The sequence below is a fragment of the Neobacillus kokaensis genome (assembly GCF_014656545.1).
Lineage (GTDB): Bacteria > Bacillota > Bacilli > Bacillales > Cytobacillaceae > Neobacillus > Neobacillus kokaensis.
Genome location: NZ_BNDS01000003.1, coordinates 271,887 through 284,141, shown reverse-complemented (window position 1 = coordinate 284,141; position 12,255 = coordinate 271,887). Strand labels below are relative to the sequence as shown.

At 39.4% G+C, this 12,255-nt stretch carries 11 protein-coding genes and 2 riboswitches; of the genes, 2 read left to right on the top strand and 9 right to left on the bottom strand.

The genetic code is table 11. The features are described 5' to 3' along the window. Positions 1–34: 34 nt before the first annotated feature. The 9 genes from sufU to IE222_RS05820 form a co-directional block, all read right to left on the bottom strand. A complete protein-coding gene (gene sufU / locus IE222_RS05860) occupies positions 35–478 on the bottom strand; it encodes a Fe-S cluster assembly sulfur transfer protein SufU (protein ID WP_191270661.1) in 444 nt (147 codons plus the stop codon). Beyond that, a complete protein-coding gene (locus tag IE222_RS05855) occupies positions 468–1,697 on the bottom strand; it encodes a cysteine desulfurase (RefSeq protein ID WP_191270659.1) in 1,230 nt (409 codons plus the stop codon). Before IE222_RS05855 ends, sufU begins: the two co-directional genes overlap by 11 nt. Further along, a complete protein-coding gene (gene sufD, locus IE222_RS05850) occupies positions 1,697–3,007 on the bottom strand; it encodes a Fe-S cluster assembly protein SufD (RefSeq protein WP_191270657.1) in 1,311 nt (436 codons plus the stop codon). Before sufD ends, IE222_RS05855 begins: the two co-directional genes overlap by 1 nt. Positions 3,008–3,029: 22 nt before the next feature. Then, positions 3,030–3,815: a Fe-S cluster assembly ATPase SufC gene (sufC, locus tag IE222_RS05845; RefSeq protein WP_191270655.1), complete on the bottom strand. Its 786-nt coding sequence runs from the start codon at positions 3,813–3,815 to the stop codon at positions 3,030–3,032. 353 nt (positions 3,816–4,168) lie between these two features. Then, the gene (locus tag IE222_RS05840) at positions 4,169–4,999 is read right to left on the bottom strand and encodes a MetQ/NlpA family ABC transporter substrate-binding protein (RefSeq protein ID WP_191270653.1); all 831 of its coding nucleotides are present in this window, start codon (positions 4,997–4,999) and stop codon (positions 4,169–4,171) included. 16 nt (positions 5,000–5,015) lie between these two features. Next, positions 5,016–5,681 (bottom strand): methionine ABC transporter permease, encoded by a 666-nt coding sequence (locus IE222_RS05835; protein WP_191270652.1) that lies wholly within the window; start codon positions 5,679–5,681, stop codon positions 5,016–5,018. Continuing rightward, the gene (locus tag IE222_RS05830; protein ID WP_191270649.1) at positions 5,674–6,699 is read right to left on the bottom strand and encodes a methionine ABC transporter ATP-binding protein; all 1,026 of its coding nucleotides are present in this window, start codon (positions 6,697–6,699) and stop codon (positions 5,674–5,676) included. The genes IE222_RS05835 and IE222_RS05830 overlap by 8 nt, the downstream gene beginning before the upstream one ends. Before the next feature lie 152 nt (positions 6,700–6,851). Continuing rightward, positions 6,852–6,956: riboswitch (SAM riboswitch) on the bottom strand. A 128-nt stretch (positions 6,957–7,084) separates the two neighbouring features. Next, complete coding sequence (locus IE222_RS05825; RefSeq protein WP_191270647.1) at positions 7,085–8,401, bottom strand: O-acetylhomoserine aminocarboxypropyltransferase/cysteine synthase family protein; 1,317 nt, start codon at positions 8,399–8,401, stop codon at positions 7,085–7,087. Between the two features lie 116 nt (positions 8,402–8,517). Further along, positions 8,518–8,619, bottom strand: a riboswitch (SAM riboswitch). 78 nt (positions 8,620–8,697) lie between these two features. Continuing rightward, positions 8,698–9,051 carry an SCP2 sterol-binding domain-containing protein gene (locus IE222_RS05820; protein WP_191270645.1) on the bottom strand — a complete coding sequence of 118 codons (354 nt, stop codon included), beginning with the start codon at positions 9,049–9,051 and terminating at the stop codon, positions 8,698–8,700. Positions 9,052–9,365: 314 nt separating this feature from the next. On the opposite strand from IE222_RS05820, the gene IE222_RS05815 reads away from it, so the two are divergent. Together IE222_RS05815 and IE222_RS05810 are read left to right on the top strand one after the other, a co-directional pair. Next, positions 9,366–9,971 carry a nuclease-related domain-containing protein gene (locus tag IE222_RS05815; protein ID WP_191270643.1) on the top strand — a complete coding sequence of 202 codons (606 nt, stop codon included), beginning with the start codon at positions 9,366–9,368 and terminating at the stop codon, positions 9,969–9,971. Between the two features lie 661 nt (positions 9,972–10,632). Further along, complete coding sequence (locus IE222_RS05810; RefSeq protein WP_191270641.1) at positions 10,633–11,802, top strand: IS256 family transposase; 1,170 nt, start codon at positions 10,633–10,635, stop codon at positions 11,800–11,802. Positions 11,803–12,255: the final 453 nt, after the last annotated feature.

The following is a 12,255-nucleotide window of genomic DNA, read 5'->3' as shown; positions in this document are numbered from 1 at the left end:
GGAAGGGACCATAAAGTTCCCTGTCCTATTCGTTTTATTCTTGTTCCCCTTCGTTTAGCCCTTTTTCCATCGCCTTCCACGCTAATGTAGCGCATTTAATGCGTGCTGGAAATTTAGAAACACCGTGAAGTGCTTCAATATCACCTAAATCAAGATCCTCATCAATTTCTTTACCTTGCATCATGTCGGAAAAAACCTTAGACAATTTCAATGCCTCTTCTACTTTTTTTCCTTTAATCGACTGTGTCATCATTGATGCTGATGACATTGAAATGGAGCAGCCTTCTCCCTCAAACCTGCAATCTTCGACAACTCCGTCAATGACTTTAAAAGTCAATTGAATCCGGTCACCGCAAGTCGGGTTATTCATATTAATTGTATGGCTGCCATCCTCTAAAATACCGCGGTTGCGCGGCTTTTTATAATGGTCCATAATCACTCTTCGGTATAGTGCATCTAAATCTATATTAGAAGACATCGCTGAAATACTCCTTTGTTTTGACAAGCCCTTCGCAAAGTTTATCAATATCTTCTTCGTTATTGTACAGATAGAAGCTTGCACGTGCCGTCGCCGACTGTTTCAGCCATCTCATTAGAGGCTGTGCACAATGGTGGCCAGCGCGTACCGCGATTCCTTCTGCATCCAAAACGGTTGCCACATCATGTGGGTGTACATCTGTCAAGTTGAATGTTACAAGTCCGGCACGCTTATCTCCATCATGCGGACCATAAATCGTAATGCCTTCGACAGAGGACAGTTTATCAAGTGCGTAAGCAGCAAGCTTATGCTCATGCTGGGCAATATTATCTAAGCCGATGTCATTTAAAAAGTCGATGGCGGCTCCAAGACCAATAGCACCAGCAATAATCGGCGTGCCTCCTTCAAATTTCCAAGGCAGCTCTTTCCATGTTGATTCGTGTAAATGAACGAAATCAATCATTTCACCGCCAAATTCAATTGGCTCCATATTTTCCAGCAAGTGCTTTTTGCCATAAAGAACACCAATACCTGTCGGTGCACACATTTTATGACCGGAAAAGGCAAGGAAGTCACAATCTAAGTCTTGAACATCGATTTTCATATGCGGTGCACTTTGGGCACCATCCACCACCATAATTGCACCATGGTCATGAGCGATTTTAGCAATTTCCTTAATAGGATTGATCGAGCCAAGGACGTTCGATACCTGCATCACAGAGACGACCTTCGTTTGATCCGTAATCGTTGCACGCACGTCTTCAAGGGAGATTGTTCCATCCTCTTGCAGCGGGATATACTTTAGCTCGGCACCAGTCCGTTTTGCCACCTGCTGCCACGGAATGATATTACTATGATGCTCCATATAGGTGATAACAATTTCATCACCTTGTTTTAAGTTGGCAGCAGCGTAACTAGCTGCCACCGTATTTAGAGAAGTTGTCGTTCCTCTTGTGAAAATTATTTCTTGAATTGATTTCGCATTGATAAACTTACGAACTTTTTCACGTGCTCCTTCGTAAGCATCAGTAGCCCTTGTTCCTAGTGTGTGCACACCGCGATGAACATTGGAATTGTATTCACGGTAGTATTTTTCAACAGCTTCAATTACTTGAATAGGTTTTTGTGAAGTTGCAGAACTATCTAGATAAACAAGTGGTTTTCCATTAACTTCTTGGTCTAATATCGGAAATTGGCTGCGAATATCCTGGATGTTCATTATCGAACTTTCCTTTCAATGACTTCCGTTAATTGTGTTTTAACTTTCTCAATCGGAAGCTGATTTACCACCGGTGCAAGGAAGCCGTGGATAACTAAGCGCTCTGCTTCAGACTGTGGAATTCCGCGGCTCATGAGATAGTAAAGCTGAAGCGGGTCTACACGTCCAACAGATGCAGCATGTCCTGCCGTAACATCATCCTCTTCAATAAGAAGAATCGGATTAGCGTCCCCTCGAGCTTTTTCGCTTAGCATAAGAACACGTGATGTTTGTTGTGCATCAGACTTTGAAGCACCATGTTCAATTAGACCAATTCCGTTAAAAATAGTTGTGGCACTTTCTTTGACAACACCATGCTTTAAAATATTCCCTTGAGTGTGTTTACCAAAGTGAACAACCTTAGTCGTAAAGTTTTGTGTTTGCTCACCGCGTCCGACAACAACCATTTTCGTATCAGCGACAGAACCATCACCAAGTAAATTAGTTGTGTTCTCGAAAATGGTATTCCCTTCGTTCATTGATCCAATAGCCCAATCGATTTGAGAATCTCTGCCAGCTACACCGCGGCGGTTTATATAGGAGGTGATTCCTTTTGCCAAGTTATCAACCGCTCCATATTGCACACGTGCATTAGTATTCGCTACTACTTCAGTTAAAATATTAGCTAGTGCATTAGACTCTTCCACTGTGGAAATATAGTTTTCAACATATGTTAAAGAACTATTATCATCGGCTACAACTATGACATGGTTAAACAGATTAGCTTCCAAATCATCTTGAACAAATACTGCTTGAATCGGCTCAGCAATTTCCACATTTTTTGGTATATAAACGAAAACGCCGCCGTTAACAAGTGCTGCATGCAATGCTGTCAGCTTGTGTTCATCTGCATTGGTTGCCTGTGTCATATAATACTTTTTCAATATATCGCCATGCTCTTTTGCAGCTGTGAAAATATCTGTAAAGATAACGCCCTTATTCTTCAGTTCGTCTGATAATTTCAAATATGCAGGCGTCTGATTCCGTTGAATATAGAGGTTTTGATTGCTGGCGTCGACATCTACTAATGCCTTGACTTCCTCTGGAAGTTCCGCAAGAGACGAATAAGCCTGACTTTTAACTGTATGCTGTTGGAATTGGGTAAAATTCCATTTTTCAATTTTTGTCTTGTCCGGTTTAGGCATAGACAATTGTTCAAACTGCTCTAATGCCTTAAGACGAAGCTCCGCAAACCAAGCAGGTTCATTCGTTTCCTGCGAAAAAGAGCTAACGAACGCCTCATCAAATGGTAATTTTATTTCAGTTGTCATCTTAATCCTCCTAACTTAACACTTAAGCTTCTTGCCCAACTGTTTCATCTTCAATGCCAAGCTCTTGCTTAATCCAGTCATAACCTTCCGCTTCTAAGCGTTGTGCAAGCTCTGGTCCGCCTGATTTAACAACACGGCCTTGCATCATAACATGCACATGGTCAGGAGTAATATAATCTAACAGACGTTGATAGTGAGTGATAATTAAGCAGCCAAAGTTCTCGCCTCGCATTTGGTTGACCCCTTTTGAAACAACCTTTAAGGCATCGATATCAAGACCAGAGTCAATTTCGTCCAAAATAGCAATCTTTGGTTCAAGCATCATTAATTGAAGGATTTCATTGCGTTTTTTCTCTCCGCCAGAGAATCCTTCGTTTAGATAACGCTGTGCCATATCTAAATCCATTTCAAGGAATTCCATTTGCTTATCCATTTGACGGATAAACTTCATTAATGAAATTTCATTGCCTTCACCACGGCGGGCATTAATAGCTGAACGTAAGAAGTCCGCATTTGTCACACCGTTGATTTCACTTGGATATTGCATTGCTAAAAATAGACCAGCTTGAGCACGCTCATCTACTTCCATTTCTAAAACATTCTGATCATCTAAAGTGATGCTTCCGCTTGTCACTTCATATTTTGGATGGCCCATTATAGCAGAAGATAAAGTTGACTTACCAGTTCCGTTTGGACCCATGATAGCATGAATTTCTCCGCCTTTAATTTCGAGGTTGACACCTTTTAAGATTTCTTTCCCCTCAATTGCAACATGCAGGTCCTTGATTGTTAAAGTTGATCCAGCCATATTTATACCTCCGAAAATATTTTGTATCTTGCAGACCGAAATGATCTGTACCCTTTATTCTCATTTTATTCTCATTACAATCTTATAACATATGAAATGTATTAGCAACCTTTATGCAGTAATAACTAAACCTGTATTTTCACTGGAGCAGTGCCAATTGAGAATGAAGGTTGTATTTTTGCGAAAATTCAGATAAGAATTATGTAAAAATAACTCGATTAACATAATACTCTTTTTTCGACATAATTGCTATGGGTATTCAAAATCTATTTTTTACCAACAATTCTATTTTCATGTAATAAAAAAAGAAAGCCAGAATGAGACACTGACTTTCTTCTTTATTACCCTTTTAATTACTCAGTAACTGGGATAACAGCACCTTTGTATTTTTCCTTAATGAAATCTTGAATTTCTTTCGAGCGAAGAACCTCTACAAGCGTTTTGATCTCCTTGCGGTTCTTGTCTTCGGAACGAACAACCACTAGGTTTGCCGGAACTACATCATCACCTTCAAAAGCAATTCCATATTTACCGATATCAATACCGCCTTCTAATGCGTAGTTCGTGTTAATAACAACAGCATCCCCTTCACCGCTGTCGAAAGAAGAAGCTAATAATTTCGCTTCAATTAATGTTGAGAAATCAAGGTTCTTAGGATTATCAACAATGTCCTCTACTCTTGCATTCGCTCCAACGCCTTCTTTAAGCTTAATTAAACCCTCTTTTTCAAAAATAGGTAAAATACGCCCATGGTCACTTAACGAATCACTCATAATAATTTTTGCACCTTTTGGAAGGTCCTTTAAGCTTTTATATTTTTTAGAATAAATCCCGATTGGTTCTTTATGAATGCCGCCAACACTGACAAAATCAAAATCCTTATTCTCTTTCATTTGCAAATCTAAATACCCTGGTGTTTGAAAATAGTTTGCATCGAGTTCTTTATCCCTTAAAGCTACGTTCGGAAGGATATAATCTTGAAAAACTTTTACTTCAAGGTCAATGCCCTTTTCCTTTAATAACGGTTTTGCCTGTTCTAGAATTTCCGCATGAGGTACTGCAGATGCTCCTACTACTAATTTCTTATTTCCATCCTTTTCTGCCGTATCATTTTTTGCACCGCCGCATGCTGTTAGGGCAAATGCTACTAATGCAATGAAAATTAAACTAACTACTTTTTTCATAATTTAACTCCTCCTGTTAACGTTTATCTGTTTTCTTTGTGAAATAATCTCCTACAAATTGGATGATAAATACCAAAATTAAAATCGCAATCGTAGCCACTAACGTTACAACTGGTCTATTACGCTGAAACCCTTCCAGGTAGGCAAAATGACCAAGACCGCCAGCTCCAATAACTCCTGCCATCGCTGTAAAGCCCACAAGCGAAATAGCAGTGACTGTTATCCCCGAAATTAATGCTGGGAGAGATTCCGGTATTAATACTTTAAAAATGATATGTCCATGTGTTGCACCCATGGATTGTGACGCCTCAATTACTCCTTTATCAATTTCCCTTAGAGCAATCTCCACCATTCGGGCATAAAAAGGAGCGGCCCCAATAATCAGTGCCGGTAGTGCAGCATTAGCACCAAGCATCGAACCAACTAATAATTTGGTAAAAGGAATTAATAAAACAATTAAGATAATAAATGGAATTGACCTGAATATATTAACAAACGCAGCAATAATCACATTAACAAATCGATTTTCCCAAATGTTACCCTTACCTGTTAAAAATAACAGCAATCCAAGTAATAACCCTAAAATAAATGTAGCAAGGACGGAAATAAATGTCATATAAATAGTTTCTTGTGTTGCCAATAACAAATCTTCCCACTTAACCATTTCCAAAAAGTCAGCCATTACTGATCACCTCCACGCCCACTTGCTGTGAGTGAATATAATCGATGGCTTTTTGAATTTCATTTTGCTGCCCATCCAAGTGAATAAATAATGTTCCGTATGATCCGTTTTGCGTGTGAGAAATATTCCCTTGCAAAATGTTTACAACTACATTAAAATCCCGAATCACATTTGTGATTAAAGGTTGTTCAGTTGATTCCCCTAGGAACGACAGTTGAATAACCTTCCCATGAGGATAGCGCTCAAGCAAATTCTCAGCAGTTTCCTTCGTTTTCTCAGGTTCAGTCACTTGTTGTACAAAACGTTTGGTGATAGGCTGCTGTGGATTTTTAAATACTTCTAACACTGAACCGAGTTCAACCACTCTGCCGCTCTCCATTACTGCTACCCGGTGGCAAATTTTTCGAATGACATGCATCTCGTGGGTTATTAACACAATTGTCAGTCCTAGCCGTTTATTGATATCCACTAATAAATCCAAAATGGAATCCGTTGTTTGTGGATCTAGAGCGGAAGTCGCTTCATCACAAAGAAGGACTTTGGGATTGTTGGCCAGCGCTCTGGCAATCCCAACACGCTGCTTTTGTCCTCCGCTTAGCTGTGAAGGATAAGCATTTTCTCTTCCTTCCAGTCCAACAAGCTTAATCAACTCATCGACTCGTTTTTTTCTTTGTGGACCTTTTACACCGGCAATCTCTAATGGAAAGGCGATATTTTCACTAACCGTCCTTGACCATAATAGATTAAAATGTTGGAAAATCATGCTGATTTCCTGGCGTGCTTTCCTGAGTTCGCCACCCTTAATTTTCGAAATTTCCCGTCCAGCAACAGTTACCGTTCCTTCTGTTGGCAGTTCAAGCCCATTTAGCATTCGGATTAATGTACTTTTTCCAGCACCGCTATATCCAATGACACCGAAAATTTCTCCATTATTTATTTCCAAGTTTACATCGTCAACGGCTTTTAATTGCCCCTGTTTGGATGGGAATATTTTTCGGACGTTTTTGATTGAAATCATCAAATCACCTGCTTCTTTATTCCTAATAAAATATAGGGTTTGATTTTTGTTAAGGAAAGATTCTATTTTTTGAAGAAAAGGTACTTTCATTTTATTGTTCTATTAAAAATGCCTTTCTGCGTAGGCAGAAAGGCATAACAAATCTATCCTTTCTCCCATCTCTCAAAGCCACAGCTTTGTGTGAATTGGCACCATTTCAATAAATTGACGGTTGCCGGGCTTCATCGGGCACATCCCTCCACCTCTCTTGATAAGAGCTTAAAAGCAATCCTATATTCACTTTTACGTTACAATTAGTATGAAAGTATTTTTTAAAATACAAAAGAAATCGTAACACGGATAATAAAAGGTGTCAATGAATTTCTATCACATTTATGGCCTATTCTTAAGCTTTCGTTTTTAAAGAGACCAACCCTGTAGACGCTTCGATTGCATCCTCAAGATCTTCAATTAAATCATCCACATTTTCGATACCGATAGAAAGACGTATTAGATCCTCAGACACGCCCGCTGCCTTTAACCCTTCTGCATCTAACTGCTGGTGGGTTGTGCTTGCAGGATGGATAATCAAGCTCTTGGCATCTCCAACGTTAGCAACATGTGCCCAAATTTTAATAGAATCAATTAATTTCGCCCCTGCATCTCTACCGCCTTTAATACCGAATACAACCATTGAACCTGCACCTTTAGGAAGATACTTCTTTGTAAGCTCATAATCTGGATGTGACGGGTGGCCTGGATAGGTTACCCACTCCACTGCAGGGTGATTTGATAAGTATTCTACCACTCTTTGAGTGTTCGCAACATGCTCCTTCATTCGTACATGAAGGGTTTCAAGTCCAAGCACGAACTGGAAGGCATTTTGCGGACTTAAAGCAGGTCCCATATCTCTCAAAAGCTGTACACGCGCTTTAATAATATAAGCCGCTGCTCCAATTGCTTCAGCATAAACTAAGTTGTGGTAGCTCGCATCAGGTGTTGTGAAGCCTGGGAACTTTGACGAATTCCAGTCAAACCTCCCACCATCAACAATAATCCCGCCTGTTGAGGTTCCATTACCTAAGAGCCACTTCGTTGCAGAGTGAACAACAATATCTGCTCCATGTTCAATTGGTCTGCAAAGATATGGTGTTGCAAATGTATTATCTACAATTAACGGCACGCCTGCATCGTGTGCGACCTCTGCGACCTTTTCAATATCCAATACTGCTAAGCTTGGATTTCCGATTGTCTCTGCAAAAACTGCTTTTGTTTTTTCAGTAATAGCAGCTCGGTAATTTTCCGGATCTTTCGGATCAACAAATTTTACATTGATGCCGTATTTTGGTAGGGTTACTGCAAATAAATTATAAGTTCCACCATATAGATTAGATGCAGCGACAATTTCATCGCCTGCTTCCGCAATATTTAAAATAGCAAGTGTAATTGCGGCCATTCCGCTTGCTACCGCAAGTGCCCCAACGCCGCCTTCAAGCAGCGCAACCCTTTCTTCAAAAACAGTTGTCGTTGGGTTGTGAATCCTTGTGTAAATATATCCAGGCTCAGCTAACGCAAATAGGTTTGCTGCGTGTTCGGTGTTTTTGAACTGGTATGCGTTATTTTGATAAATCGGTACTGCCCGTGCACCCGTTACCGGATCCGGCGACAAACCTCCATGAACACTCAATGTTTCAAAACGGTACTTCTTTTGATTCTCAGCCATTACACTCGCTCCTTTTTATACAAATCAATAAAGTGGAAATTCAATCATCAGGGGATAACTGCCCATTATGGGATTTAAAAAAGGGGATCCACTTATTAGAAGAGGGATCCCCGCTCTTCTTATCTTTCAGAGCATTCGCCCTGCTGGATGTAGCACCGTGTATAAAACCGGTTGCCGGGCATCATGGGGCCAGTTCCCTCCGCCGCTCTTGATAAGAATCTTTATTGAATTGTGATTATTGATTGAATATTTAAAAGTATCATACACCTTGTCCAATTCCGAGTCAATAGGTTTGATTAAATTATTTTTTCTAAATAATGGTCAGGTTTTGTTAAATAAAATAAGGACTCAAGCAATAAGGATGTTCTGAGCGGTGTATTTACCTTTAAACTGCCCGATTGCTCTAGCTCTCGTAATTTTTCCTTTCCTTCTAAAAGCAGCTTTATAGCATCTTGGCTACCGGTTATCTTATATCTTGCCAGTTGTTCTTTTTCAGCTGCCTGCACCGAAATTTCACCATTATAGAACACCATAATCGCCCCTATGCCGTTTGCTTCAATGTTTACCTGCAAATCAGCATGTTTAATTAATGGTAGGATATGTGCTTGATTTTTCAAAGCATGTACGAAATCGAGGATTACCTCTATCATTTTTATCACTCCGGTTCCTTAATCAGTTATTAAAAATTATTCAGTAATGGACCCGGAATTCCTTTTAAAAGTTATCGACTTTTTCTGATGATTTCCCGAGAAATATGTCGGTTTTCATGAAAATTTGGGTAGTGACCGGTAGTTTTTTACTGTGAACAGATTTTAATTGTTTTTTCGAGGCGGGTATTCATGGACTTGATTGAAAGCCGTCGTGAGCTGCTTTTGTTCATGAATTGTTTAAAAATTAGATAGTGGCGGAGTAGTATTTTTTATTAAAATAGTATTGTATTTTACAAAAGAAAGGGTGTGGAAACATGAAGAGTGAGCCGCGCATACCGCCAATTAATTTAATCAGTTTAAGGTCATTAAACGCCCGCATGACTTTATCAGAACAAGATCAACGAAACTATTATGGACTTGAAAAAGGCTTTGAAGGCGAACTGCAGTTTGACATGTTGACCGATAAGCTTGAAAGTGAGTGTATCGTTTTGAAAGGGCTATTACTGGAAGTGGACGGAAATGAATTCCAAATTGATACTACTATTATTTTTCAAGGAGTTATTTATCTTTTTGATGTAAAAAATTATGAAGGCGATTACTACTACGAAGCTGGCAAGCTTTATCGTTCAAATGGAAACATCGCCAAAGACCTGCTTTCTCAGTTGAAACGATGTGAAACGTTGTTTATCAAATTGCTTCAAGAACTTGGATTTAATGTTCGTGTTGAGGCCCGCTTAGTCTTTATCAACCCCGAGTTTACCCTCATGCAAGCTCCACGCGATTATCCAATTGTTTATCCGACCCAAGTAAATCGTTTTATTAAAACATTGAACAGGATTCATTCGAAATTAAACAAGTCACTTGAGATGCTCGCGCAGCAACTACTTTCGCTGCATAAACCGGTGTCATCAAATATGTAGCTTCCTTCTTATGAATATGAGAGTCTTGATAAGGGGATTATTTGTAAATTATGTCTTTCCCTAGAGACTGATGAGGCAGGGCAATTCATCATTTGTAAAAAATGCGGGCATAGCGAACCAGTTGAATCCGCTGTGCTGCGACATGTGAGGGAATTACAGCTGTTGTTTCCGGGAATTAAAATAACAACGGTTAGGGTTCACGAGTGGTGTAAGGTTGTAAAGTCGGATAAAACAATTCGGCGGATATTGAAGAAGCATAGCATTTCGGTGGGACACACAAAAGTACGATATTTCATATTTAAATAGGGATTTCCTTTTTGGGGTTAGCTTTAGATGTGAAAACTAACCCTCTTTTTATGTTTTATCTTCTTCTAATGAAAATTTAACTTTGATTCTTACCGTTGAGCTTCTTTTCTACCTCAATTTGGGCAATATCAGGATTTGATTCTTACCGTCGAGCTCTTTTTTCTCCTCCTTCGGGCAATATCAAGGCTTGATTCTTACCGTCGAGCTCCTTTTTCCCCTCCATTGGGCAATATCAAGGCTTGATTCTTACCGTCGAGGATAAAGTCCATATAATTGTGTAAAAAGAAAAGGAGTCAAATTAATTCCTCTTGTCAACAATGTTATCAGCGACGAAAACAATGAGGAGGAATTAAATTTGACTCAAATTCAGTTTAACCTAAATATAGAAGATTTAAAAGACTGTGTCATGAACTCTGATTTAAACACTGTTGTTAAAGCTTCTCTAGTCCTAGTATTAAATTCAGTGATGGAAAAAGAACGTGATGACTATTTACACGCTGGGGTTTACGAACGTACATCTGATCGTCTTGACTACCGGAATGGTTACTATGAACGGGAGTTGCTTTTGAGTATTGGGAAAATATCCCTAAAGGTGCCTCGTACGCGTAATGGAGAGTTTTCACCATCCATATTTGAAAAATACTCCCGGTGTGACCAAGCTTTTGTCCTTTCCATGCTTGAAATGGTTGTGAATGGAGTATCTACTCGCAAAGTAAAAAATATTGTTCAACAATTATGCGGGGAGAATGTTTCAAAGTCCTTTGTTTCTTCCCTAACAGAAAAACTTGATCCAATTGTTAACACGTGGGCTAACAGGCCACTAAATACAACATACTATCCCTACATTTTTGCAGATGCCATGTATATCAAAGTAAGGGAACATCATCGCGTAGTGTCTAAGGCAGTTTATATTGCAACTGCGATTAATGAAAACAATCGTCGGGAAATCTTGGGATTAAAAGTAGATCACTCTGAAAGTTTTGAGGCCTGGCAAAGATTCTTTCAGTACTTACAATCACGCGGGCTACAATCACCAAAATTAATCATATCAGACGCACATAAAGGCTTAAAAAAGGCCATTGCTGAGGAGTTTGTAGGGACTACTTGGCAACGCTGCACAGTACATTTTAAACGCAATATCTTTAACCAATTACCCAAAAAAGATATAGGCGATGTGAAAATAGGTTTAAAGAGAATTTTTGAGGCTTTAAAAATTGAAGATGCCAGGAAATTTAAAGAGGAATTTTTAAAGAGTTTTGGAGAAAATCCTAAACTTAAAAATGCAATAGAAACATTGGAAGATGGCTTCGAAGATGCCATTCAATACTTGAACCAACCATCTAAATATCACCAATTTATTCGTAGTACAAATTCTTTGGAACGATTAAATCAAGAAGTTAGAAGAAGGGAACAAGTTATACGAATTTTCCCCAATACACAATCAGCTTTCAGATTAATTGGAGCAGTTTTAATGGACATTGCAGAAGAACAAACAAATAAAAAAATTGCGGTAGGAAAAGAGTAGTCTCTAAGAGACGAAACATTAATGACTTGGGATGGAACCAAATTTACGAGCCCCCCTTTCCCAAAAAAAGTAGAAGTAAAGTAGTTTTAGGGTATAGAGGATGGCCTAATTTCGAATTGACATTGAGCCTCCGCGGGCATGATGGAAAGCCAGGAAGCCAGGAGTTTAACAACCCCTGGCTTGCCCTCCAGGCTATCATGCCCGCCCCTCAATGTAAATTCGAAATAAGTGTTGTTCACTTATCATAATTTTGGCATGTCGAAGTTTCATTGCTGACACTTTTACACAATAATATGGACTTGACTCCGTCGAGCTCTTTTTTCTCCTCCTTTGGGCAATATCAAGGCTTGATTCTTACCGTCGAGCTCTTTTTTCTCCTCCTTTGGGCAATATCAAGACTTGATTCTTACCGCGGAACACCTTTTCCACCACACTTCGGGCAATATCAAGACT

What these genes read in the sequence shown, in the direction of transcription:
- sufC (WP_191270655.1), bottom strand. Translation starts at nt 3,815, where the DNA reads ATGGCTGGATCAACTTTAACAATCAAGGACCTGCATGTTGCAATTGAG.
- IE222_RS05855 (WP_191270659.1), bottom strand. Translation starts at nt 1,697, where the DNA reads ATGAACATCCAGGATATTCGCAGCCAATTTCCGATATTAGACCAAGAA.
- IE222_RS05830 (WP_191270649.1), bottom strand. Translation starts at nt 6,699, where the DNA reads ATGATTTCAATCAAAAACGTCCGAAAAATATTCCCATCCAAACAGGGG.
- IE222_RS05820 (WP_191270645.1), bottom strand. Translation starts at nt 9,051, where the DNA reads ATGATAGAGGTAATCCTCGATTTCGTACATGCTTTGAAAAATCAAGCA.
- IE222_RS05815 (WP_191270643.1), top strand. Translation starts at nt 9,366, where the DNA reads ATGAAGAGTGAGCCGCGCATACCGCCAATTAATTTAATCAGTTTAAGG.
- sufD (WP_191270657.1), bottom strand. Translation starts at nt 3,007, where the DNA reads ATGACAACTGAAATAAAATTACCATTTGATGAGGCGTTCGTTAGCTCT.
- IE222_RS05825 (WP_191270647.1), bottom strand. Translation starts at nt 8,401, where the DNA reads ATGGCTGAGAATCAAAAGAAGTACCGTTTTGAAACATTGAGTGTTCAT.
- IE222_RS05840 (WP_191270653.1), bottom strand. Translation starts at nt 4,999, where the DNA reads ATGAAAAAAGTAGTTAGTTTAATTTTCATTGCATTAGTAGCATTTGCC.
- sufU (WP_191270661.1), bottom strand. Translation starts at nt 478, where the DNA reads ATGTCTTCTAATATAGATTTAGATGCACTATACCGAAGAGTGATTATG.
- IE222_RS05835 (WP_191270652.1), bottom strand. Translation starts at nt 5,681, where the DNA reads ATGGCTGACTTTTTGGAAATGGTTAAGTGGGAAGATTTGTTATTGGCA.